The following is a 23,027-nucleotide window of genomic DNA, read 5'->3' on the forward strand; positions in this document are numbered from 1 at the left end:
GATGTCGCAGATGCCCCGGTCGACGGCGCTTTCGCGGTGCCCCAGCTGTGAGGAGCCCCTGGAGCCGGGCGACCTCTACTGCGGCGCCTGCGGGTACGACCTGTCGGTGGTGCCCGCTCCGCCGTCCGACCCCCCGACGCTGACCATGAACGGCACGGTGCCGCGGCCCTCTTCGGAGGCGCCCTCGGTGGACTGGCCGCCTGCCCCGCCGACGGGCGGCCCGCAGGCGCCCGCCCCGGTGCACCTGCCGACCGACCTGCCGGGCACGGACCCGGGCGGCGCGGAGCCTCCCGGCACGCCCGCCGGGAGGGGCGTGCGGTTCGACCGTCCCGCGGAACCCGACGACTACCACCTCGCCTCCCCCGAGCACTCGGCTCCTCCCCCACTCTCGGCTTCGCTCGAGCGGGGGGACCCCCATGAGCAGGGGCGGCCCCCGTCCCAGCCGGTCGACCCGCGCACCACCGTGCCGTCCACGCCTCCCGCCGGCACGAAGGTCTGCGTGGCCTGCCGCGCGGGCACCGTGGACAGCGACGGCTACTGCGAGAACTGCGGCCACGCCCAGCCGCGCGAACGCGACCACCTGGAACAGGAGTTGGGAGCGGTCGCGGCGGTCAGCGACCGCGGCCTGCGCCACCACCGCAACGAGGACGCGTTCGCGGTCTCCTCCACCGCGCTGCCCGACGGCTCGCCCGCGGTGGTCGCGATCGTCTGCGACGGCGTGTCCTCGGCGACCCGCCCCGACGACGCCTCTCTGGCCGCCTCCCGGGCGGCGAGCGAAGCGCTCCTCGACGCCCTGCCGCGCGGCACGCACCCGCAGCAGGCCATGCACGACGCGATCATCGCCGCCTCGCACGCCGTCAACTCCCTGGCCGCCGAGCCGGAGACGGCCCAGGAGCACGCCCCGCACCAGAACGCGCCCGCGTGCACCCTGGTCGGCGCCGTCGTCACCGCGAGTCTGCTCGTCGTCGGCTGGGTCGGCGACAGCCGCGCCTACTGGGTCCCGGTGGACCGCACCGCGCCGCCGGCCCGGCTCACCGAGGACGACTCCTGGGCCGCGCAGATGGTCGCCGCGGGCCTGATGAGCGAGGCCGAGGCGTACGCCGACGAGCGTGCCCACGCGATCACGGGCTGGCTCGGCGCGGACGCCTACGAACTGGACCCGCACACGGCGTCGTTCAAACCGGACCGGCCGGGTGTCGTGGTGGTGTGCACCGACGGGCTGTGGAACTACGCGGAGGCCGCCGAGGAGATGGCCGAGGTGGTGCCGCTCGACGCCGGGCTCCGTCCGCTGCACGCCGCCCGGGTACTGCTGGGCCACGCCCTGGACGGCGGTGGGCACGACAACGTAACAGTGGCGGTCCTCCCGTTCCCTGCCCTGCCGCAGGGGGCAGGATCCGCCTGAGAGGTCTGCCGGGGGCACCGTGAGGGTGCCCCCGGACGCGCCCGGGGCCGGCGGGGGCCGGCCCGAGAGGCCCCGAGTCCTGTCGTGGGGGTTCGACGACAGGACGCAGGACCGGAGGGGACCGGTCCGCCACCAGTCGTCACCCACCGCGGTGGGTTTTCTCAAGGGGGATCCGATACGGCCATGGCCAATTTCTCGAAGTCGAGCGTGCCGCAGTTCTCGGTGGACGTCTACCAGAACGAGTACCTGCCGGAGGGGGGCCGCGAGGTCAACGCCATCGTCACGGTGACGGCGACCGGCGGCGGCACGATCGGAAGCGCCGTCAGGGCGCCCCACCTCTACGCGCCGGGGCAGGGCCCGGACGCGGCCGTGGCGATCATGGTCGACTGCTCCGGGTCGATGGACTATCCGCCGACCAAGATGCGCAACGCGCGCGAGGCGACCGCCGCCGCCATCGACACCCTGCGCGACGGTGTGCACTTCGCGGTGATCGGCGGCACCCATGTGGCCAAGGAGGTCTACCCGGGCGGCGGGCGGCTCGCGGTCGCCGACGCGACCACCCGCGGCCAGGCCAAGCAGGCGCTGCGCCGGCTGAGCGCGGGCGGCGGCACCGCGATCGGCACCTGGCTGCGGCTCGCGGACCGGCTGCTGTCCTCGGCGGACGTCTCCATACGCCACGGCATCCTGCTCACCGACGGCCGCAACGAGCACGAGTCCCCCGGAGCGCTGAAGGCCACGCTGGACGCCTGCGCCGGCCGGTTCACCTGCGACGCGCGGGGTGTGGGCACCGACTGGGAGGTCAAGGAGGTCACCGGGATCGCCTCCGCGCTGCTCGGCACCGCCGACATCGTCGCCGATCCGGCCGCCCTCGCCGCCGACTTCACACAGATGATGGAGACGGCCATGGGCAAGGAGGTCGCGGACGTCGCGCTGCGGCTGTGGACACCCGTCGGCACGGAGATCAAATTCGTCAAGCAGGTGGCGCCCACCGTCGAGGACCTGACCGCCCGTCGGGTCGAGGCGGGTCCGCGCGCCGGGGACTACCCCACCGGCTCCTGGGGCGACGAGTCCCGCGACTACCACGTCTGCGTCCAGGTCCCGGCGGCGAACATCGGCCAGGAGATGCTGGCCGCGCGCGTGTCCTTGGTCATACCCGAGGCCGGGGGTGCCTCACGCTCGAGCGGAGCCGGGAGTGGGGGAGGAAGTGCCCAGAGCCTGGGCGTCCAGGGGCTCGTACGCGCCGTGTGGACCGACGACATGGCGGCGTCCACGTCCATCAACCCCCAGGTCGCCCACTACACAGGGCAGGCCGAACTCGCCCAAGTCATCCAGCAGGGGCTGGATCTGCGCAAAGAGGGCGATTTCGATGGCGCAACGGCCAAACTGGGCCGCGCCGTTCAGCTCGCGAATGCCTCAGGGAACGCGGATACTGCGAAACTGCTTGCGAAGGTGGTGGACGTGGTCGATGCCGCGACAGGTACTGTGCGACTGAAGGCGAAGGTCGCGGAGGCCGACGAGATGACACTCGAGACACGGTCCACAAAGACTGTTCGTGTAAAGAAGTGACATAACAGCCAGCCCGACCCCCAGGGGTTGGAGAACCACGCCGGTCCCGGTGACCGGAAGAAGGAGAGGGGGACGCGCCGACATGCCGACCTGCCCGAACGGACACCAGTCGGGTTCCGACGACTGGTGCGAGGTCTGCGGTCACCGTATGGCCGGTGCCGTACCCCCGCCGCCTCCACCGCCGCCCGCCGCCGGTTACGGCTACCCGCCGCCGGGTTCGCCCCCGCCGCCTCCGGGCGCGGGCGGCCGCCCGGGGGACGCCCGCTGTCCGCCGTACCGGATTCCGAGCCGGAGCTGTGCCCGCAGTGCCGTACGCCCCGCGAGGGCGGCGCCCCGTTCTGCGAGGAGTGCCGGTGGAACTTCCTGACCAACACGGCGACCTCGTACACCCCCGCCGCCCCGCGCACGCCGGCGCCGGGTCTGCCGCCGCACTTCCAGCAGGGCGGACCGGCCGGGCCCGGCCCGGACTCGTACGACTACGAGAGGTCCCGGCCGTCGCAGGTCAACCGGCCTGCGGAACCGATTCCGCCGTCGCCGTTCGGCAGCGAGCCGTCCGGGCCGACGCGGTTCGGCCCGGACGCCTCACGCCCGGCCGGTCCCGCCGGTCCGTCCGGTCCGCCCGGCTTCGGTGCCGATCCGTCGCGTCCGGTTCCGCCGCCGCCCGGCCCCACGCCCGGTGGCCCGGGCGGTCATGGTGGTCCCGGTGGCCCGGGTGGTCCCGGCGCGTCCGGTCCGCAGGCCACGGCTCCGGGTGTCCCGTCGGGCTTCCCGCAGGGCGCACCGCCCTCCGCCTTCCAGCGGCCCGGTCCGCCGCCTCCCCCGCCGCCGACCCAGGGCTTCCCGCCGCCCGCCCCGCCGCAGTCGGGCGGTCCGTCCTTCGGCGGCGGTGACGACGACTGGGTGATCTCACCGCCGTCGTCCGCCCCGGCGCCGGGCGGTCCCGGCGGCCCCGGTGGCGGTCAGGGCGGTGCCTACGGTTACCCGCAGCCCGGCGCCACCCAGGCCCCGCCGCGCCCGTACGAGCAGCAGCCCGCGACCTGGACCGCGACCATCGGCCCGGACCGCGAGTACTTCATGGCGATGATGCAGCGCTCCGGCCCGGAGGCCGCGGGCCTCAACCTGCCCGCGTACTCCCCGGAACAGCAGCGCACGCTCACCGGCAACCAGGTCAGCATCGGCCGCCGCCGCCACTCCACCGGCGACACCCCCGACATCGACCTGTCGGTGCCGCCGGAGGACCCGGGCGTCTCGCACCAGCACGCGGTACTGGTGCAGCAGCCGGACGGGTCCTGGGCGGTCGTCGACCAGAACTCCACCAACGGCACCACGGTCAACGGCTCCGAGGAGCCCATCCAGCCCTTCGTGCCGGTGCCCCTGCAGGACGGGGACCGGGTGCACGTGGGCGCCTGGACGACGATCACCATCCGCCGGGGCTGAGGGGCTGACGGAACGGACGATCAGGGGAGGGGCCAGGCGTACGGCCCCTCCGGATCGTCCAGCCACGCCCAGGAGCGGTCGCCGTCGACAGTGATGCCGTACCGCTCCCGCCCGGGCTGTCCCTCGCGCTCCCACAGCGTGTAGGCCTCGTACGGGTCTAGGCTGCCCCGCGTCAGGGCCAGCAGGAACCGGAACCGGTCGTCGCCGCGCGCCCGCTGCGGCAGCCCGCCCAGATCCCGCGGCTCCGGTTCGGTGCGGGTGCCCCCGCGCAACGGCACGAAGAAGGCGGGCGTACGCAGGAAACGCCCCTCGGCGTGCCCCGCGTCCCGCACCCGCAGGGCGATCAGCCCCGTCGCGAACGGCGTGAGGATGCGGGCGCCCGGACCGCACTGCGCGAGCCAGGCGCCCGGGATCGAACTCAGCGAGCAGGTCGCGATGACCCGGTCGAAGGGGCCGCGTTCCGGTACGCCGCGCGCGCCGTCGCCCGTGACCACGGCCGGGTGGTATCCCGCGGCCGCCAGGTGCTGCCGGGCGGACTCGGTGATCTCCGGGTCCAGGTCGATGGTGGTGACCCGGTCGTCGCCGAGGCGGTGGGCGAGCAGGGCCGCGTTGTAGCCGGTGCCGGCGCCGATCTCCAGTACGGCGTTCCCGTCCTCGACCCCCAGCTCGGTCAGCATCTCCGCCATCAGGGAGGGCTGGCTGCTGGAGGAGAGCAGCTCGCCGTCGCGCACACGGGTGGCCAGCGGGGTGTCGGTGTACGCGCCGCGCAGCCACTGTTCCCTGTGCTCCGGGTCGGGGTCGCCGCACCATCGGCGCTCGTAGCCGCCCCTGACGCCGATGTAGTAGTACGGCACGAAGAGGTGGCGCGGCACCGCCTCGAACGCCTCCCGCCACACGGGATCCGCGCTCCAGGCGCCGCTCGCGTCGATCTCCCGCACGAGTTCCGCCCGTGCGGACGCGGCGAGGTTCTCCAGATCCTGGTCGAGAGCGTGCGTGGCCATACCTCCACTGTGCTGCGGCACACAGTCCCGGGGCGAGCACGCCGCGCGCCGGATCCGGAATCCGTCCCTCTGGCCCCCTGGTCCTAAGCCTTGCGTCCTCGGTCGGCGTGTCTGAGACCATGGAGCATGTGAAAGAGATTCGGCGCGGCACGCTTCAGGAGCAGACCTTCTACGAGCAGGTCGGCGGTGAGGAGACCTTCCGCCGCCTGGTCCACCGTTTCTACGAGGGAGTCGCCGAGGATCCGGTCCTGCGGCCCATGTACCCCGAAGAGGACCTGGGCCCGGCGGAAGAGCGCCTCGTTCTGTTCCTGATCCAGTACTGGGGCGGCCCGACGACGTACAGCGAGCAGCGCGGGCATCCCCGTCTGCGCATGCGCCACGCCCCGTTCGCCGTGGACCAGGCCGCGCACGACGCCTGGCTGAAGCACATGCGGGTCGCGGTGGAGGAACTCGGCCTCTCCGAGGAGCACGAGACCACGCTGTGGAACTACCTGACGTACGCCGCCGCGACGATGGTGAACACCCCGGGGTGAGCCCTGGGGTGAGCCTTGGGGTCAGGCTCCGCCGAAGGTCAGCGGACGCTGACGTTCAGCGCGCCGAGTCCTGCTCTGCGCACGGCGATCGACCCGTACGGCGTGCGCAGCCGCAGCCACGCGCCGGAGGAGAGCAGCGCGACCGGTTCCTCGGTGGACGCCTGCGGGGCCGGGCGCAGGAAGCCGAGCGACTGCGCCGCGTGCACGGCCCGCACCGGCAGCCCGGTGTCCCCCACCGTGCGGGACCAGATCTCACGGCCGATCCGGTCGAGTTCGGCACGGGTGCGCCGCTCGGCCGGCAGCTCCTCCGTGCGGGACCTGAACTCGGCCACCGCCGCCGCCACGGTCGCCCGCAGCGCGTGGGGCGCCCCGAGCCCGGGCTCGGGCCGCCAGCCGGCGCGCGGCGGCAGGACGCCCGCCCAGGGCGGTCCGGTGACGGCGGCGGGCACCGCTGCCGTGGCCGCCGACTCGTCGACGGACTCCAGGAGTTCACCCGCCGACACGGTCACATCGAGCTGGAGCTCCAGCCCGTCCTCGTACGGCTTGGCGAGCCGCACCGCGCGGACCGCGAGCACCTCGAACGACGGCGGCCGCCCGAAGACCGCCAGCGTCGTCCCGGTCGCCTGGAGACGTACCGCGGCGCCGCGGTCGTAGTGGAGCAGCCGGGCCAGGAAGGCGGCGAGGTCCGCCGCCTCCCCGTCGTCGGCGAGGTGGAGCACCGTCATGCGGCGACGGCCTCCTCCTCGTCGTCCCGGTAGTCCTCGAGGAACGCGCGCTCCTCCGCCGTGATCCGGCGGGGCCGCTGTGCCTCGAAGTCGAACGGCACGACCACCGTCGAGGCCCGGACGCAGACCTGGTCGCCGTCCTTGACCTCGTAGGCGACCGTGAAGGACGCCGCCTTGATCTCCGTCACCCACAGCTCGATGTCCACCGGCTCGGGCCGGTGGACGAGCTGCCGCTTGTAGTCGATCTCATGGCGTGCCACCACGGATCCCTGCCTGAACTGCTTGTCCGGGCGGCTCAGGAAGTCGATCCGGGCTTCCTCCAGGTAGCTGAGGAACACCGCGTTGTTGACGTGGCCGTATGCGTCCATGTCCGCCCAGCGCAGCGGGCAGCGGTAGATGTGGCGCAAGATCAGCCCCGGGTCAGCTTCCGGTAGGTGGCACGGTGCGGCCGGGCCGCGTCCGGGCCGAGCCGCTCGATCTTGTTCTTCTCGTACGACTCGAAGTTGCCCTCGAACCAGAACCACTTGGACTCGCCCTCGTAGGCGAGGATGTGGGTGGCCACACGGTCGAGGAACCAGCGGTCGTGGGAGACGACGACGGCGCAGCCGGGGAACTCGAGCAGCGCGTTCTCGAGCGACGACAGCGTCTCCACGTCGAGGTCGTTGGTCGGCTCGTCGAGGAGCAGCAGGTTGCCGCCCTGCTTCAGGGTGAGCGCGAGGTTGAGGCGGTTGCGCTCACCGCCGGAGAGGACACCCGCGGGCTTCTGCTGGTCCGGGCCCTTGAAGCCGAAGGCGGACACGTAGGCCCGGCTCGGCATCTCGACCTGGCCGACGTTGATGTAGTCCAGGCCGTCGGAGACGACCTCCCACAGCGTCTTCTTCGGGTCGATGTTGGCGCGGGTCTGGTCGACGTACGAGATCTTGACGGTCTCGCCGACCTTGATGTCACCGGAGTCCGGCGTTTCCAGGCCCTGGATCATCTTGAAGAGGGTGGTCTTGCCGGCGCCGTTCGGGCCGATGACACCCACGATGCCGTTACGGGGCAGCGTGAACGAAAGCCCGTCCACGAGGATCTTCTCCCCGAAGGCCTTGTGCAGGTCGTCGACCTCGACCACGACGTTGCCCAGGCGCGGGCCCGGCGGGATCTGGATCTCCTCGAAGTCCAGCTTCCGCATCTTCTCGGCCTCGGCGGCCATCTCCTCGTAGCGGGCCAGCCGCGCCTTGGACTTGGCCTGGCGCCCCTTGGCGTTCGACCGCACCCACTCGAGCTCTTCCTTCAGGCGCTTCTGCCGCTTGGCGTCCTTCTGGCCCTCGACCTTGAGGCGGGTGGCCTTGGTCTCCAGGTAGGTGGAGTAGTTGCCCTGGTAGGGGTAGGCGCGGCCGCGGTCCAGCTCGAGGATCCACTCGGCGACGTTGTCGAGGAAGTACCGGTCGTGGGTGATCGCCACGACGGTGCCCTCGTACTTGGCCAGGTGCTGCTCCAGCCAGTTCACGGACTCGGCGTCGAGGTGGTTGGTGGGCTCGTCGAGGAGCAGCAGGTCGGGCTGCTCGAGGAGGAGCTTGCAGAGCGCGACGCGGCGCTTCTCACCACCGGAGAGGTTGGTGACGGGCCAGTCGCCGGGCGGGCAGCCCAGGGCGTCCATGGCCTGCTCCAGCTGGGAGTCCAGGTCCCACGCGTTGGCGTGGTCGAGGTCCTCCTGGAGCTTGCCCATCTCCTCCATCAGCGCGTCGGTGTACTCGACCGCCATCTGCTCGGCGATCTCGTTGAACCGGTCGAGCTTGCCCTTGATCTCGGCAACACCCTCCTGGACGTTCTCCAGGACGGTCTTCTCCTCGTTCAGCGGAGGCTCCTGGAGCAGGATGCCGACGCTGTAGCCGGGCGTGAGGAACGCGTCACCGTTCGACGGCTGCTCCAGCCCCGCCATGATCTTCAGCACGGTCGACTTACCGGCACCGTTCGGACCGACGACGCCGATCTTGGCACCCGGCAAGAAGTTCAGGGTGACGTCGTCGAGAATCACCTTGTCGCCGTGCGCCTTGCGCGCCTTGCGCATGGTGTAAATGAACTCAGCCAAGAGAAACCGTCCGGCAGCTTGAAATCTGGCAGTGGGCAGATACACCCCATCTTGCCCGACGGCCGCCCCGGAGCGGAAACCAGTATGAGCGGGCCCCTCCGACCTGCGGTTTCTCCCCTCGCCGCAGTGGGCTCGACTGTCGCCGACCACACAGCTCGGTCACCTTACGTGCGCTCGCTGTGGCTGTGCGTCATCCGCACGGTTCAGTAGGGGTGCCGGTCCGGCTTCGTCTCCCAGGCCTCGTATGCCGTCGCGCCCAGCTCGGGGTGGATCTGCTCGATGTGGATCCGGCGCTGGTCCAGCGGTTTCTGGAAGTCCTCGTACTGGAAGGCGTCGTCGAAGCCGATGTTCCGGGTGGCGTCCAGGTCGCAGCTGAAGTAGACGTTGTCGATACGCGACCAATAGATGGCGCTCATGCACATCGGACACGGTGCGCCGCTGATGTAGATCGAACAGCCCTGGAGCATCCGGGCGCGCTCGGGTACCGGGTCGGGGGAGCCTTCGGGACGCGGCACATATTGCAGGGTGCCCTCGTTCTGGTGCTCTTCCGAGATGGTGGGCGCCTGGGGGTTAAGGAGCTGGGCCGCCTTGCGGATGGTCTCCACCTCGGCGTGTGCGGTGGGGTCGCCGGTCAGGAGCACGCGGTTCTGCCCCCGGGCGACGATCTCGCCGTCCCTGGTGATGACGGCGCCGAACGGGCCACCCCATCCATGCTCGACCGATTCCGTGGCCAGCCGTACCGCCTCCGCCAGGAACTCCTTGTGCCCCATGACGACCTCCGCTTCCCGCCATTTCACGGCTCGACATTCAACGGTATTCGCATTCCACCGATTTGCCCCTTAAATCCCTTTCAGATTACGCTACTCCGTATGAACGCCAGCGCAAACCGCGCCCCTGGTGGGGCCGGAGCGACCGTGGTGATCACGCAAAGGGTCGTCCTCGGTCGCGAGGAGGACTACAAGCGCTGGCAGGAGCGGGTGAATCGGGCCGTACGGGACTTCGACGGGTTCGAGGGAACGGAGCTGTACCCGCCCGAATCCGCCGAGGACAACCAGTGGGTCGTGGTGTTCCGCTTCTCGGGCGTCGACCAGTTGAGCGCCTGGCTCGAGTCTGCGACGCGCCGGGAACTTCTGCATGACGGCCGCGACTTGTTCGAGGGGGAGTCCTCCCAGCAGGTCCTCAGCGGAGGGCGACCGGCTCGGGAAGCCGTGACGGCGGTCGTCTCCCACGACGTGAGGCCTGGCCGTGAACGGGACTTCCTGCGCTGGCAGGACAAGGTCCTGAAGACTCAGCAGAAGTACCGGGGCTTCAAAGGGTCCGAACTCTTCGCGCCCGTCGAGGGGATCCAGGATCGCTGGGTCGTCATGTTCCGGTTCGACACCCGTGAACACCTCGACCAGTGGCTCGAGTCGGACGTCCGCGGGAAACTGCTGGACGAGGGACGCGACTACTTCGCCGACTTCGATGTGCGCGAGATCGCGTCGGCCTTCAGCGGCTGGTTCCGTTTCGGCGGCAGGGAGGAGGCAGGCGCCCCTCCCAACTGGAAGCAGGCCATGTCCGTTCTCCTCGCGCTCTATCCCACCGTCGTGGTGCTCAACCTCAGCGTGGGCCGTGCCCTCACCGATGCCGGCGTTCCGGGGTACCTCGGCCTGTTCATCGGAAACGTGTTGAGCGTCGCGATTCTGACCTGGGTTCTGATGCCGTTGGTGAACCGCGCCCTGACCTTCTGGCTGGCGCCCGACCGGCTGCGGTCGCGACGCGTCGAGCTCGCGGGCGCCGCCATGGTGACGGCGTGCTACGCGGGGCTCCTCGCTGTTTTCGGCTTCACCACTTGACGGGCCGAGGTGAGGAGCACAGGTGATGAAGCGGCACACCCGAACTCACCGTCTCGCGGGAATGTCGGTGCGACGGGGCGACACCGATTACGAAGACATCCGCACCGCCGCGGTGTGGAACGGGCTCACACCGGCGCGGTTCCCGGACGTCATCGTCCGCCCGGCCTCGGCCGACGACGTCGTGGAGGCGGTCCGCCTGGCCCGCGCCCAGGGACTCCGGGTCGCCATGCGGTCGGGAGGACACAGCTGGTGCGGGTCACCGTTGCGCGACGGCGGCATGCTCATCGACCTGTCCGGACTCCGCACGTGTGCGGTCGACCCGGTATCCGCGACGGCGACGGTGCGGCCCGGGATAACGGGCCGGGAGCTCACTCCCGAACTCGGCCGTCACGGGTTCGCCTTCCCGACGGGCCACTGCGGGTCCGTCGCCGTCGGCGGGTACCTCCTCAGCGGAGGACTGGGATGGAACTCCGGAATCCGTGGACCGGCCTGCGCCGACGTCACGGACATCGAGGCCGTCACCGCGGACGGCGAGCCGATCACCTGCAACGAGCGTGAACACCGTGACCTGTTCTGGGCGGCACGCGGAGCGGGTCCAGGTTTCTTCGCCGCGGTCACCGCCTTCCGCCTCAGGCTGTATCCGCGCCCCGAGGCGATCACCAGCACCACGTGGACCTTCCCCCTCTCGGACGTCGTCGAGGTGACGCACTGGGCCATGGGGGCGTCCTCAGAGCTCCCCCCGAGCGTCGAGCTGAGCTTCTCCCTCGCCACGGCGGACCCCGGCTCGGCGCCCGGCCCGAAAGTGGTGACCGTGACGGGGACCGCCTTCGCCCGTTGCAAGCAAGAGGCCTACGACTCCCTGGGACCGCTCCGGACCTGTCCCCTCGCCGAACGCTCCCTCTCCCGTCGGCTGGACGAGCCGGCGACGTTCGAGACCCTGTACGACGTCGCCGCCACCCTCTGGGGTCCTGAGCACCGCTATGCGGCGGACACGCTGTGGTCGGACGCCGACTTCCCCACGCTGCTGGGGCGACTCGCCGATGTCTTCGACGCGGCGCCGTCGAGCAGGTCGCTGATCCTGGCGCCGGTCTCGCCGGCGGGCCGACCACCCGGGGACATGGCCTTCTCCGCGCTCGGGAACAGCTACGTCGCTCTGTACGCCGTCTGGCAGGATCACCGCCAAGACGCGGTCAACATCGACTGGCTGCGTCAAGCCATGCACGCGATCGAACCCCTGGGGACGGGGCACTACATCGCCGAGGCCGACCTCACCGCCGCGTCGTCCCGTGCCCGCCGGTCCTTCGCCCCGGACGACTGGCAGCGACTGCAGAGCCTCAAGACGACGTACGACCCGGAGGGCGTCTTCTGGTCTTATCTGTCACCTGAGGATGCCTCACCGTGACGTTCAGTCATATTCTCAGCCATGTTCGATGGCGTTCCGTGACTCGGACCGCTTCGTATCGCTCAGTCGTGCGTCGACGTCTGCTTCCTGCGGACCAGGAGCAGCGCCGTGCCGCCGACCAGGACCAGGGCCATCGCCGTGCCCGCGATGAGCGGGGTGGCGCTCGACGTGCCCGTTTCGGCGAGGTTGGTGTCCGTTGCCGTGCCGCCCGCCGTGGCAGGGCTGGGCCGGCTGAGCGTCTGGATCTTCAGTCCGCCCGCGGCGGTCTCCGTCTTGCAGTCGAGGACGCCCTTGACCCACTTCTTGTAACCTGCCGGGCCCTTGATCGTGAAGTCGTAGGGCTGATCCTCCTGCAAAGGGATGGTCACCTTCTGTGACGCCTCTGCCGGGATCGTGTGCTCGGCGCCCATCAGATCGAACGTGAACGCCTTGTCGCCCTTGTTCACGGCGGAGATGTCCACAGCGCCCTCGGCACAGTTCTTCTCGGCCGACAGAGCCGGTATGGCGCCCTTCTCTGCCCAGGCCGCCGTGGTCGTGGCCGAGACGGTGGACTCGCTGGAGCCGGCGAGTATCTGCGTCTGGCTGCGGGTCTCGGAGGTGAGGGCCCGGCCTACCGGCACGGTGGTCGACGCCTGGACCGTCAGCTGTCCCCAACCGGGCTGCGCCGTCTTCGGCACCTGGAAGTAGATCCGGCTGCCGTCGGTCGCGGTCGTGACCGGCTTGCCGCCCTTGTCGACGATCTTCACTTTCGTGGTGGCGGCGTCCGCCGGCGGGGTCACCGTCACGCTGTCCGCGTTCGTGTGCACCGTGACCGGGCCGAGCCTCTCGCCCGGGTGGCCCGCGACGGCCGGCGGGTCGAGGGTCAGGGACGCCGCGGGCTCCGGGAGGCTCCGTGCGTGCTTCTCCAGGTAGTCCGCGAGCCTCTCGGCCTGCGGGTCGACCGCGTCCACGTCGGCGCCGTCCGAGAAGCGCCAGATCGCCACCTGGGTGCCGGCCGCCGCGTCCTGCTCGGTGAGGCCCTTGGCCCCGGCCTCGGCCGCCAACCGCGCCAGGTCGTTCACCTGCGGGTAGGAGTTCTGCAGGATCCAGCGGATCTTTCCGGCGTTCTTGTTGCCGTTCAGGGACGTGCCGCTCCACGACGTCTCGTGGTACCTGGCCTCCTTCTGCGTGGGGTTGTGGATGTCGATGCCGTACGTCTGCAGGGTGCCGCCGTTGTCGACGGACATCTCGAACAGGCCCGCCGACAGCTGTTCGTCCGTGCCGCCGCCGTGGACGACGGCGGCCCCGTAGGTCTTGAGGCCGCCGATGGTCGCGGTCGCCCCGCCCTCGCTCTGCGGCGTCCCGTCGGCGGCCGTCGCCCCCGCGGCGGCCAGCGGGCCCGCCGCGACGAGTCCGGACACCAGCGTCGCGGCAGCGAGGCGGGCGGCCCCTCGCCTGCGCGCGGACGGCGCAGAGAACGCAGCAAACACAGAATTCCCCTTCGAGCAGGACCCGTTGACGTGGGGTGCGTGGTCCCACCAGCAGAATCAGAAGCCCCGAGAGCTATGCCCGGCATCCTAAGGACGCCACGCACCCCGCTCCCCGATCATGTGACCCAACAGCCGATCCGACTCGCAATCGTTATCGCTCACACAGCCTGTGAGCTGCGCCTATCGCCCTTAGGGCAGGAAGCGTCAGCATATTGGGCGATACTTGCGGTGATGAGCGGCAGTTGGGCCAGGACGATGACTGCTGTGCCTGACGATGACTGCTGTGCCTGACGTCACGTCACTCCGGCTGGCTCCGGCTGCGGTTGCTCCGCCCCTTCTCGCGGGTGTGTCTCCTCGGGCGTCCGACTCGCCGGTTCCGTCTCCCAGTTGGGCTCCGGCTGCGCCGTCACGCCGCTCTGCGCCTCGGGCCGCGACGACCGCCGGAAGGCCGACGTGCCGCGGGACAAGTCGTGGCCGATCGCCGCCGCGTCGAGGTCCGCCGACAGCCAGCCCTGCCCGTCGCGCTGCTCGGTCCGCACCTTCAACCGCCCCTGGACGACGAGCGGATCCCCCACCGCCACCGATGCGGCGACGTTCGTGGCCAGCGAGCGCCGGGCCCACACCGTGAAGAAGTTGGTGTGCCCGTCCGTCCACACGTTCTTCTCGCGGTCCAGATACCGCGCCGTCACCGCCAGCCGGAACCGGGCGGTGGGTCCCGACGGCGACTCCCGGTACACCGGCTGTGTGGCGACGTTGCCGACCACGCACACCGTCGTCTCGTTCATGGCGAATCCCCTCCCTCGCTCCGGCCGCGCACCGGAGCCGAACGCGTACGGGCCTGTCCCGCACGGATGCGTCTGCCGCGGCGGCCACGCCCTGTCGCCTGCCGCCGCCGTACGGCGACCGCTTCGTCCGCGATCGCCGCGAAGCCAGACTGCCTCCGTCGGCCCGAGCCCGCTGGGCCCTGTGGGCTACCGCCCGGTTGTGGAAAACTCCGCCACCCGAACGAGCGCCTCCGCCCCTTCCCGTCCCCGTGCGACGCCTCCGTCAGCTCTCCGACGCGACGGCCGCACGACGCTCACCCCACCCGCGCCCCCGCCCCGGCCCCCGCCACCTTCGCGTACTGCTCCCTCACTTCCCGGTACCGCAGCAGTTCCGCCGCCACCGGATCCAGGACCCGGGCCCGTCCGCACGCGGCTGCCGCGTCCCTCAGCCGCCGTTCCGCCTCGAGCCCGTACCGCCGGGCCGGTCCGCGGGCCGCCACCCCGCAGCCCCACTCGACGCCCGGACCACCGACCAGGCCGACCAGCAACAGCAGCAGCGACGCCCAGAGGCCCGACGGCATGAATCCGACGACCTGCCCCACCAACCACAGAGTCCCCATGAGTTGCAGAAGCGTCATCGACGCCTGGGCGAGCACGGCGACCCGCCACCAGCCGGGCCGAGGCGGCCGACCCGAGGGCAGGGTGGTGCGCACCGCCAGTTCGTCCAGCGCCTCCGGCAGCCCCTGCGCACCCCGTACCGCGGCCTCGCGCACCGCCTGGGCCCACGGCGCCGGCAGCCCGGCCGTCGCCCGGTCCGCCACCGTCCGCACGGCCTGCTCGACGCGCTGCCGCGCGGTGGCCTCCTCGTCCGGGGGCGCGGGCACCGGCAGGCGTCCCGTGGAGGGTTCGCGCCGGTCCCGGTACCACCTCCACAGCCGCAGCCACGGCGTGCCGCACGCGCGGTTGGCGTGCCGCAGCCAGGCGCGCTCGGCGGCCTCCCCGCAGCGGTCGCGCCGACCGCGTCCGCGAGCCGCCCGGAGAACTCCTCACGCGTCTCCTCGGTGAGCCCGGCACGGCCCGCGGTGGCATAGACGGGCCGAAGCCGAGCGGCGGCCACGTCCACGTCCGCGGAGACACGGCGCACGGCAGCCCCCCGCTCGGCCACGAACTGTCCGAGCGCCTCGCGCAGTTCCCCCACGCCCTCGCCGGTGAGCGCCGACAGCGCCAGCACGGTCGCGCCCGGCTCGCCGTACTCCCCCAAGGCGATCCCGTCCCCGTCGAGCAGCCGCCGCAGATCGTCGAGGACCTGCTCGGCGGCCTCCCCGGGGAGCCGGTCGACCTGGTTGAGGACGACGAACATGACCTCGGCGTGCCCGGCCAGGGGCCGCAGATAGCGCTCGTGGAGGACGGCGTCGGCGTACTTCTCGGGGTCGACGACCCAGATGACCGCGTCCACGAGGGCCAGGATGCGGTCGACCTGCCGCCGGTGTTCCACGGCCGCGGAGTCGTGGTCGGGCAGGTCGACCAGGACGAGGCCGCTCAGCCGCGCCTCGCCCTCGGGGTTGGGCACGGGGCGTCGACGCAACCGCCCCGGAACGCCCAGGCGGTCGAGCAGCGGGCCCGTGCCGTCGCTCCAACTGCACGCGATCGGCGCGGCGGTGGTCGGCCGGCGCAGCCCGGTCTCGGAGAGGGCACGCCGGCGAGCGCGTTGAAGAGCGTCGACTTCCCGCTGCCGGTGGCTCCCGCGACGGCGACCACGGTGTGCTCCCCGGAGAGCCTGCGCCGCGCGGCCGCCTCGTCCAGCACCCGGCCCGCCTCCGCGAGCGTGCCGCTGTCCAGCCTGGTCCGCGACAGACCCACCAGTTCGCGCAGCGCGTCCAGCCGGAAGCGCAGGGGCCCGTCGTAGGCGAGCGGCGCGGGCTGCCGTACGGCCGCGGCACCCGGCTCGTCCGGTGTGGTGCCGTCCGGCGGGACGGCCGTACCGGGCATGCGGCGGGCGATCAGTCCGTCGTCCCAGACGGGCACGGCCTCCGTATGCGCCGCCGGGTCGCCGTGCTGCACGTGCGCGTGCAGGCCGTCGTCGGCCGGGCCCCCGGTCGACGCCTTCGGGACGCCCATCCGAGAGCCGTGCGGCACGCCGGTGTCCGCACCGGTCCGCTCCGCCGCGGAATCGTGCTCCCCGCGCGCGTACTCGCCGGCTGACCGTCCGTCGCCCGCCCGCTCCTCGGCGGTGGCGACGGCCCCTTCCGCGAGCTCATGTCCGGGACTTTTTGCGTGACCCATGTGATCGGTGTGATCCGTGGCAGCGGTCACCGCGGTCACCTCTCCTTCTCGAGTACGGACAGCGCGGCGATGAGTTCGGCCTGGGGCTCGGCGTGGACATCGAGGGCGTCGAGGGGGGCGAGGCGGCGTTCGCGTTCCGTGCGCAGGGCCCGGTCGAGATACTCCGAGAGCAGCCGCGCGGCGCGGTCGCGCAGCCGCAGCGCCCGATGCGCGCCGATCCGCTCGGCAAGCCCCTCGCCGCCGCCCGCGCCCGCCCTCCGCCGAGCAGGGCCGTGGCGACGAGGGCGGCCACCTCCTCGGCGTCCGGGGCGGTGCTCTTGTCCAGGTCGCGCACCGCTTCCTCGGAGTACTCCTCCAGGACGCGCCGCCAGCGTCGTACGGTCATCCCGATGCGGTGCTCGGCGCTCTCCAGCGAGGGGTCGCGCTGCATCAATTCCGGGGTAGCCGCGGCGGGTTCGCGCCGCCAGGCATCCTCGACGCGCTCGTCGGCGGCTGCGATCGCGCACAGCAGCAGGGCGCCGAGGCTGTCGACGAGGGCGTCCAGCAGTTCCCCGGCGGTGCAGTCCACGGGGTGGCCGCGCCAGCGTTTCAGGGCGTCGCCGGCGAGGACGGCCCCGGACTCCAGCCGCTCCCGCACGCGCGCGCACTCGCTGTCGTACGCGGTGTCGACGGCCGCGGTGAGCCGAAGAGTGGCGGCGTACTGGGCGGCGGCGGCGCCGGCCAGTTCCGGCAGCCGGGCCCTGAGCGAGTCGAGGACTCCCTGGGCCGTCCGTGCCATGGCGGCCTCCCGGGCGGCGGGATCCCGGACCAGGTTCGCAAGCCACAAGCGCAGCGGCTCGACGGCGGTGGCGGGCAGCAGCCCCCCGCCCCAGGCGGACTCGGGCAGCTCGGGCACGGTGAACCGGGGGACGTCGCCGAGCCCGGCCTTGGTGAGCAGGGCGGCGTACTGCCGCGACACCTCGGACACGACCTGGTGCGGTACCCGGTCGAGCACGGTGACGAGGGTCGCGCGGTACTCCTTGGCGGTGCGCAGCAGGTGCCAGGGCACGGCGTCGGCGTAGCGGGCGGCGGTGGTGACCAGCACCCAGACGTCTGCGGCGCAGATCAGCTCGGCGGCGAGGATCCGGTTGCCCGCGACCAGGGAGTCGATGTCGGGCGCGTCGAGGAGGGCGAGCCCGCGCGGGAGCGTGTCGGCTGTCTCGATGCGCAGCACCCGCTCCTCGCGGCCCACAGCGGTGCGTGGGTCGTCGCCGGACTCCTGCTGGGGCACCCATACGCGCGAAAGGGTGGGAAGGACGCGCATACGGCTGAACCAGTGGTGGTCCCCCGGATGGCAGACCAGGACGGGCGTTCGGGTGGTGGGCCGCAGGACGCCCGCCTCGCTGACCTTGCGCCCTACCAGGGAATTGACGAGCGTCGACTTGCCGCTCCCGGTCGATCCCCCGATGACGGCCAGAAGGGGCGCTTCAGGCTCTCTCAGCCGGGGCACCACATAGTCGTCGAGCTGTGCGAGAAGCTCGTCGCGGTTCGCACGCGCGCGTGGAGCCCCGGCCAGGGGCAGCGGGAAGCGTGCGGCGGCGACACGGTCGCGCAGGGCGGAGAGTGCGTCGAGCAGCTGAGGCCGTACGTCCAAGGTCACCACATGCGAAGAATGCCCAACTTTGGAAGCTTTCTGAAGCATATGACGATGTCTGCGCGCCGAAGGACAGACGGGACGGATGGGGCGACTGGGACGCAGGCATAACGAGTGCACAACACCCGGGGCGTGGAACGCCAAAAGCGATGCAGGATTCGCACCTGCCTGCGATTATCGGACCGCTTCACTGAACCTCCACATGGAGCCACGGAGGCGAAGCAACAGGGACAAGGGCCCGGGGAGCCCTATCCTTGTCCCCGGCAAGGTCACGGATCAGCCCGTCCGGGCCCCACGACAGGCCACCACAGGCCCCCGTAGCTCAGTGGATAGAGCAGGCGCCTTCTAAGCGCTTGGCCGCAGGTTCGAGTCCTGCCGGGGGCGCACGTTTCCGCCCTCCCTTCGGGGAGGGCTTTTTGCTGGTCAGGGTGGGTGCAGGTCTACGCAGAAGAGCGCCGGACCGCTCCTGGTGGTCGCGGGGAGAGTCCGGCGCTGTCCGGCCGTCACCGGGTTTCTGCGGGTGGCTGCGGTGAATACGCGGAGAAGTTCTCCGAGCACCGTCAGGCCGTTCAGGCAGGGCGGAGAGGTAACCGCGAGGATCGCTATCGACGTCCCGAAGCTGCCTCGAGGTGTACAGGGCAGCTCCGACCGTGCGGTCACCCGGCGGCCGGCACGGCGCCCTAGCCGAAGGCAGCAACGTCCTGTGGCGCCATGTCCTCACGGAGGCGGATGAACCGCACCGGGTGCCGCCAGGCCCCCCTGTCCTGGGCAGTGTCCACGTCGATCTCCGCGACCAGTGCGGACTCGACGAGGACGACGTCGAGCGGTGTCCGAGACGCCCACGACGTGGTGAATCGCACGCCCTCCCACGGGTGCCCCGGCCTGGCAGCGGTGAGCCTGCCGGCGACACGCCGGGCCGACTCAGGGGACAGTTGGGTGCTACGGGCGACCAGATGCAAGGCTCCGTCCTGGTCGTAGCGGCCCATCAAGAGGCTTTGCGGGCGGGGCAGGGTGCCGGTGATCGCCCCGACGATGCCCTCGGTCGTGTTCCTGCGGCGGATCTTGTGCCAACCCCGAACGCCCGGAAGGTATCGCTGGTCCCTCCCGCGGATCACCAGCCCCTCAAGGCCTGGCTCCTGCGTCCAGGAGGCCAGCCACTCCTGTGCAGTCCGGACGTCGCTTGTCTCGGGACACAGCGTCCACGGCGTAATCAGCCCATGCTCGCGGAACAGGCCCTCCAGCTTCTCGCGTCGACGTGCGTACGGCTCACGTAGCAACTCCTGCCTGTCGGCTTGCAGGACACCGGCATGCGCGGCCACACGGAGCCGACGCATCGATGTCCTGTGGGCCCTGCTCCGCGACAACCGGCCCTTCACAACCACACCACCAGGGAGGGCCATTGCCTCAGCAGGAGGTTGAGCCCGCCGCCGGCTGCGCCTCACAGCCGCGCATTGAGGGTCATGAACGCACGGCGCTCGATGAAGTGCCCAAAGGCCGGTTCGGGCAGCCCTCCCGAGAGGTCCACTCCGCACATGTAGAGCTCTGGACGATTCGATAGCAGCTCGAAGTCGCGCAGCGCATCGTCGAAAGCACAGATGACGCCCGGCTCGGACGCGGAATCGATCAACAGGACGTGATCATGGGCGCCCATAGGAGTCATCCTTGCCCACGCCACTGCCTCCTCATCTGAGACACCCTGAAGCCCGAGGGATCGACACGGCAAGCCTCGCCAGTCGATGCCATGGCCCGCCCACGGCAGGGTGCAGAGGTAAGCATCGAACGCTGAAGCAAGCTCGACCGTGCTGATCGAAGCATCGTGTTCCGCGATCCAGCGGCGGACCTCTTCAGCACGCACACCCGCAGGGTAGTCGAGCCGACCGTGGGGGACCATCGACGTCAGTCGGCTCTGGACCGGTGCTCCTCGACGTGGGAGACCACGCTTGACTGAGTCATTAAGACTCCGCCGACCTTGTCAGTGGCGTGCTGCATGATCTGCGCATCGGTTCAATCCGGGGAATGGGGCACGCAACATGGCCATCACAAACGAGCAGGTGGCAGGGCACGCGTTTCTGCGAGGCCTGTACTCGGACGGGTACTTCCCGGATCACGTGGTCGATAAGGGCAAGGCGATCATGATCCGTCTGTGTGAGCGGATCGAGGCCGAACGACCGACGGATGTGGCGTCGCTGTACGCACTCGCCCAGGCCGCGACGGAGGAGTTCAACCTCCTGGAAGCGGAGTTCGAGGCAGCAGGCAGCGAGATCGAGACGGTTGCCCGGGAAGTGATCGCCGAAGACTTCTGGTTCGTAGCATCGGCCTATGGCTTCCAGGACGCTGACGTAGAGACGCTGATCGCAACCCGCGATTGGTGACCTGGTACCGGGTCACCCTGATCCACGCTGGTAGACGCAGTCAGCTCCGGCGCAGTCCCGGGCCGTCTGTGGGCCGTGCGAGGGCGCTCAACGACGACCAACGCTTACAACCAGCGACAGCTAAGCCGCAGGTCGCAGCGTTGATCGATTGTACGGCCGCAGGTCAGAGACCCGGCCCTTCACTTCTTCGGGTTCTGACGCGCTCTGCAACGTTCCTCGAAATGGGTTGATCACTGGGGTCCGTTGCGCACCCAGCGATGTCCTGGCGGAAGTGCAGTGCCCGGAGGGACGAATCTGTATCCGCCACCCACGACCGGGTGAGAAGAGACGATGAGGCGGTTCATGATCTCCTCGAACCAGGCGGCAGCGATCCGGCCGAGATGTTCCGGGGGGCCGGCGGCAGTAAGCAGCGCCACATTCCTGGTCGGTTCCGGAGTCTGGTAGTTCTGGCTGTGGCGTTCGCTGCAGAAGAGCCGGTTACCTATGACAGTCGCGCCCAACGTCATGAAGATCAGGCCCCTGTCCCTTTCACGCCGATCGACCAGATCCGCTATGAGCGTGAGAACCTCTTCTCCCCGGTCCAGCGCCTCGTCCAGTGCGGTGAGGTAGGCCGTGTGCTCAGTTGGGGGCTCCCACCGAGACTCCCGTGCGGCAGGGGCTACGTCCTCCTCGTCGTCTTCGTCCGGCCCGAAGACGAGCACGACGGTGTCAGCGGGTCGACATTCCGGCCAGGAGCGGGCGGACTCCCTCACGACGTCCACGACCGCCTGCTGTTGGCTGTTCAGTTCGTAGTCCTCGAACCAGTCGTCATACACGCAGATGAGGCTACGTGGGCGGCTGGAAGATTCGGACCACTTGGAGCTGTACAGCAGCGAAGTACAGCAACCACCGCGACCACAGCCGACTGCCACAGGCCACAGACGACCGGCCGACCAGCCGAGCAGACCTCAGTGACCACCGTGCCCGTAGTTCGCATCGAGGGGCAACGTCACACAACGCCTGCACAGGGCGCCGTTCTCAACCGATGAGCGACGCCCCACAGGCTTGACTCGGTCCTTGAGACTCCGCCGACCTCAGTACTGACTGTTGCGGAAGCCGATTGCCACGGCGCCCCACCAGCAGGTCTGAGACACCAGAGCCGTCGCGGCTCCCCAAGCCAGGAGGCGCGGTGTGACCACGGCACCGCCCTGTTGCATCATGCGTCTGTTGAGGAGCCCGGCCTGGAGGCCGTTGAGAGTGAGGACGAGCACCAGCCCCAACTTCATGCGGGTCAGGGCGGAGCCAAGGTTTGGGTGGAGCATTACGCCGCTGGCCACGAGCCCGGCGAGGCCGCTCCAGATCAGGACGTGGAGGTGGGCTGTGCTGTTCAGGGCGTCGCGCAAGGTGCACCGGCCTGCCAGATACAGGAGCGCATGGTAGTCGGCCACCAGGACGGCCCCGAAGCCGAGCACGAGTGAGGCCAGGTGGGCAAAAAGCGCCACGGCGTGAAGGGTGGCGTCCACTCTCACATGCAGGGATATCCATGTGCAGGCCGAGAGGCCCAGGCAGACGACTAGCGCGGCCGCTCCGACCGTCCACCATGTGTCGTACAGCCCCAACCGCCTGGTGGGCGCCGCCTGAGGGGACACGGATGGCTCCGAGGGCAGCACGGACACAGACGACTCCTAAGGCGATCACAGATGATACTTAGGTAAGGCTCACCTAAGATTAATTTCAAGTCAAGGTCGCAGTGTGAACGGGGTTCGAGCCGCGACGCCAGCGTGATCAACGCGTGTCATTCCCGCGACCTGCGCTTGGAGATGCGCGGCTGTAGAGCAGGGAAGTACAGCAACCCCGTCCGACCGGCCCCCACCGGCCATACCCCTTACTGTTCGCCTGGCCAGCACGGCAGACCTCAGCGACCTATGCGTCCACGGTTCGCATCAAGCAGGGGCCTCACAGCCACGGCTGACATCGATGACACCGGACGGGGGCGTACACGAGCACTCCCGTCCGGCCGCAGCAACGCCAGGTCACCGCACCAAGGTCAGGTATAGGTCGAACTCGTGACGCCGTGCTCACGCACGAGCGCCCTCCCGTGGCGACCCCAGGTCATGGCCGCCGGTGATCAGCTGTGGCTGTGCTGGGGGCCGTCCTTGGGTTCACCAGGAGTGCGATCGCCTTCGATCACGTCCGAGGACTCTCCGGATCAGCAAGAACGCGCCTACGGCGATCAGGGCGAGCCCCGTCAGGATCAAGGTCGCCCCGAGTGCGATCAGAAACGTCCCGATCAGGATGAGGAGCGCCCCGATGAGGATCAGGAGCGTCCCGATGATGAAGAGAAAGATCGCGAGGACGGTCACGTCGGTCCTCCTGTTCTCCCTCCCGCTCTGGTTTCTTCCCCACCGGCCCCCCTGCAGACACTCTGCTCCACATCACCACGGCTTGCAGTCAAGAGGCCTCATGGCATGAGCTACCGCGACAGCCAGGACGCCCTGGGGCGTCTCCAGGCTGCCCGCGGCCGGTCGACGGCGACCAACAGTGACAGACGA

General features: G+C 70.4%; 18 protein-coding genes, 1 tRNA gene and 3 pseudogenes. 8 read left to right on the forward strand and 14 right to left on the reverse strand.

Annotated elements, in window-relative coordinates:
- The first annotated feature begins 1 nt into the window (after position 1).
- From N8I84_RS14600 to N8I84_RS14610, 3 genes and pseudogenes are all read left to right on the forward strand, one after another.
- Complete coding sequence (locus tag N8I84_RS14600; protein WP_263229939.1) at positions 2–1,402, forward strand: PP2C family serine/threonine-protein phosphatase; 1,401 nt, start codon at positions 2–4, stop codon at positions 1,400–1,402.
- A gap of 183 nt (positions 1,403–1,585) precedes the next feature.
- Positions 1,586–2,968 (forward strand): vWA domain-containing protein, encoded by a 1,383-nt coding sequence (locus tag N8I84_RS14605; protein ID WP_263229940.1) that lies wholly within the window; start codon positions 1,586–1,588, stop codon positions 2,966–2,968.
- Between the two features lie 82 nt (positions 2,969–3,050).
- Positions 3,051–4,405: pseudogene (locus N8I84_RS14610) on the forward strand (FHA domain-containing protein).
- Positions 4,406–4,425: 20 nt separating this feature from the next.
- Here N8I84_RS14610 and N8I84_RS14615 read toward each other — a convergent pair.
- Positions 4,426–5,406, reverse strand: coding sequence for a methyltransferase domain-containing protein (locus tag N8I84_RS14615; RefSeq protein WP_263229941.1), 981 nt, complete (start codon positions 5,404–5,406; stop codon positions 4,426–4,428).
- Between the two features lie 119 nt (positions 5,407–5,525).
- On the opposite strand from N8I84_RS14615, the gene N8I84_RS14620 reads away from it, so the two are divergent.
- The gene (locus N8I84_RS14620) at positions 5,526–5,939 is read left to right on the forward strand and encodes a globin (RefSeq protein ID WP_263229942.1); all 414 of its coding nucleotides are present in this window, start codon (positions 5,526–5,528) and stop codon (positions 5,937–5,939) included.
- A gap of 38 nt (positions 5,940–5,977) precedes the next feature.
- Here N8I84_RS14620 and N8I84_RS14625 read toward each other — a convergent pair whose 3' ends face one another.
- The 4 genes from N8I84_RS14625 to N8I84_RS14640 form a co-directional block, all read right to left on the reverse strand.
- Complete coding sequence (locus tag N8I84_RS14625; RefSeq protein WP_263229943.1) at positions 5,978–6,664, reverse strand: hypothetical protein; 687 nt, start codon at positions 6,662–6,664, stop codon at positions 5,978–5,980.
- Positions 6,661–7,071 carry an acyl-CoA thioesterase gene (locus N8I84_RS14630; protein ID WP_263229944.1) on the reverse strand — a complete coding sequence of 137 codons (411 nt, stop codon included), beginning with the start codon at positions 7,069–7,071 and terminating at the stop codon, positions 6,661–6,663. The genes N8I84_RS14625 and N8I84_RS14630 overlap by 4 nt, the downstream gene beginning before the upstream one ends.
- Positions 7,072–7,073: 2 nt before the next feature.
- The gene (ettA, locus tag N8I84_RS14635; protein ID WP_263229945.1) at positions 7,074–8,738 is read right to left on the reverse strand and encodes an energy-dependent translational throttle protein EttA; all 1,665 of its coding nucleotides are present in this window, start codon (positions 8,736–8,738) and stop codon (positions 7,074–7,076) included.
- 203 nt (positions 8,739–8,941) lie between these two features.
- Complete coding sequence (locus N8I84_RS14640; protein ID WP_263234762.1) at positions 8,942–9,508, reverse strand: nucleoside deaminase; 567 nt, start codon at positions 9,506–9,508, stop codon at positions 8,942–8,944.
- Between the two features lie 99 nt (positions 9,509–9,607).
- Here N8I84_RS14640 and N8I84_RS14645 point away from each other — a divergent pair, with 99 nt between their 5' ends.
- Positions 9,608–10,573: an antibiotic biosynthesis monooxygenase gene (locus tag N8I84_RS14645; RefSeq protein ID WP_263229946.1), complete on the forward strand. Its 966-nt coding sequence runs from the start codon at positions 9,608–9,610 to the stop codon at positions 10,571–10,573.
- Positions 10,574–10,598: 25 nt separating this feature from the next.
- A complete protein-coding gene (locus N8I84_RS14650) occupies positions 10,599–11,975 on the forward strand; it encodes an FAD-binding oxidoreductase (protein ID WP_263229947.1) in 1,377 nt (458 codons plus the stop codon).
- Between the two features lie 62 nt (positions 11,976–12,037).
- On the opposite strand, the gene N8I84_RS14655 is transcribed toward N8I84_RS14650, so the two are convergent.
- From N8I84_RS14655 to N8I84_RS14670, 4 genes and pseudogenes are all read right to left on the reverse strand, one after another.
- On the reverse strand, positions 12,038–13,444 hold the full coding sequence (locus tag N8I84_RS14655; protein WP_263229948.1) for a thioester domain-containing protein: 1,407 nt from the start codon (positions 13,442–13,444) through the stop codon (positions 12,038–12,040).
- A 293-nt stretch (positions 13,445–13,737) separates the two neighbouring features.
- On the reverse strand, positions 13,738–14,229 hold the full coding sequence (locus N8I84_RS14660; protein ID WP_263229949.1) for a single-stranded DNA-binding protein: 492 nt from the start codon (positions 14,227–14,229) through the stop codon (positions 13,738–13,740).
- A 293-nt stretch (positions 14,230–14,522) separates the two neighbouring features.
- Positions 14,523–16,491: pseudogene (locus N8I84_RS14665) on the reverse strand (GTPase).
- Positions 16,492–16,526: 35 nt separating this feature from the next.
- Positions 16,527–18,172: pseudogene (locus N8I84_RS14670) on the reverse strand (dynamin family protein).
- A gap of 263 nt (positions 18,173–18,435) precedes the next feature.
- Here N8I84_RS14670 and N8I84_RS14675 point away from each other — a divergent pair.
- A tRNA-Arg gene (locus N8I84_RS14675) sits at positions 18,436–18,508 on the forward strand.
- 296 nt (positions 18,509–18,804) lie between these two features.
- Here the strand turns inward: N8I84_RS14675 and N8I84_RS14680 are convergent.
- Together N8I84_RS14680 and N8I84_RS14685 are read right to left on the reverse strand one after the other, a co-directional pair.
- Complete coding sequence (locus N8I84_RS14680; protein WP_263229950.1) at positions 18,805–19,458, reverse strand: ATP-dependent DNA ligase; 654 nt, start codon at positions 19,456–19,458, stop codon at positions 18,805–18,807.
- 104 nt (positions 19,459–19,562) lie between these two features.
- The gene (locus N8I84_RS14685) at positions 19,563–19,979 is read right to left on the reverse strand and encodes a hypothetical protein (protein WP_263229951.1); all 417 of its coding nucleotides are present in this window, start codon (positions 19,977–19,979) and stop codon (positions 19,563–19,565) included.
- A gap of 175 nt (positions 19,980–20,154) precedes the next feature.
- Between N8I84_RS14685 and N8I84_RS14690 the strand changes: the two genes are divergently transcribed.
- Positions 20,155–20,496, forward strand: a complete 342-nt coding sequence (locus N8I84_RS14690; protein ID WP_263229952.1) for a DUF5713 family protein — start codon at positions 20,155–20,157, stop codon at positions 20,494–20,496.
- Between the two features lie 230 nt (positions 20,497–20,726).
- On the opposite strand, the gene N8I84_RS14695 is transcribed toward N8I84_RS14690, so the two are convergent.
- The 3 genes from N8I84_RS14695 to N8I84_RS14705 form a co-directional block, all read right to left on the reverse strand.
- Positions 20,727–21,311: a hypothetical protein gene (locus N8I84_RS14695; RefSeq protein ID WP_263229953.1), complete on the reverse strand. Its 585-nt coding sequence runs from the start codon at positions 21,309–21,311 to the stop codon at positions 20,727–20,729.
- Positions 21,312–21,569: 258 nt separating this feature from the next.
- Positions 21,570–21,998: a hypothetical protein gene (locus tag N8I84_RS14700; protein WP_263229954.1), complete on the reverse strand. Its 429-nt coding sequence runs from the start codon at positions 21,996–21,998 to the stop codon at positions 21,570–21,572.
- Positions 21,999–22,637: 639 nt separating this feature from the next.
- Positions 22,638–22,838 (reverse strand): hypothetical protein, encoded by a 201-nt coding sequence (locus N8I84_RS14705; protein WP_263229955.1) that lies wholly within the window; start codon positions 22,836–22,838, stop codon positions 22,638–22,640.
- Between the last annotated feature and the right edge of the window lie 189 nt (positions 22,839–23,027).

Origin of the sequence: Streptomyces cynarae (assembly GCF_025642135.1) — a bacterium.
In the GTDB taxonomy this organism is placed as follows: Bacteria; Actinomycetota; Actinomycetes; order Streptomycetales; family Streptomycetaceae; genus Streptomyces; species Streptomyces cynarae.

Excerpts from the sequence above, each read along its gene's own strand:
- N8I84_RS14600 (WP_263229939.1), top strand. The coding sequence starts at position 2 with ATGTCGCAGATGCCCCGGTCGACGGCGCTTTCGCGGTGCCCCAGCTGT.
- N8I84_RS14660 (WP_263229949.1), bottom strand. The coding sequence starts at position 14,229 with ATGAACGAGACGACGGTGTGCGTGGTCGGCAACGTCGCCACACAGCCG.
- N8I84_RS14690 (WP_263229952.1), top strand. The coding sequence starts at position 20,155 with ATGGCCATCACAAACGAGCAGGTGGCAGGGCACGCGTTTCTGCGAGGC.
- N8I84_RS14625 (WP_263229943.1), bottom strand. The coding sequence starts at position 6,664 with ATGACGGTGCTCCACCTCGCCGACGACGGGGAGGCGGCGGACCTCGCC.
- N8I84_RS14680 (WP_263229950.1), bottom strand. The coding sequence starts at position 19,458 with ATGCGTCGGCTCCGTGTGGCCGCGCATGCCGGTGTCCTGCAAGCCGAC.
- N8I84_RS14650 (WP_263229947.1), top strand. The coding sequence starts at position 10,599 with ATGAAGCGGCACACCCGAACTCACCGTCTCGCGGGAATGTCGGTGCGA.
- N8I84_RS14620 (WP_263229942.1), top strand. The coding sequence starts at position 5,526 with ATGGAGCATGTGAAAGAGATTCGGCGCGGCACGCTTCAGGAGCAGACC.
- N8I84_RS14645 (WP_263229946.1), top strand. The coding sequence starts at position 9,608 with ATGAACGCCAGCGCAAACCGCGCCCCTGGTGGGGCCGGAGCGACCGTG.
- N8I84_RS14640 (WP_263234762.1), bottom strand. The coding sequence starts at position 9,508 with ATGGGGCACAAGGAGTTCCTGGCGGAGGCGGTACGGCTGGCCACGGAA.
- N8I84_RS14615 (WP_263229941.1), bottom strand. The coding sequence starts at position 5,406 with ATGGCCACGCACGCTCTCGACCAGGATCTGGAGAACCTCGCCGCGTCC.
- N8I84_RS14605 (WP_263229940.1), top strand. The coding sequence starts at position 1,586 with ATGGCCAATTTCTCGAAGTCGAGCGTGCCGCAGTTCTCGGTGGACGTC.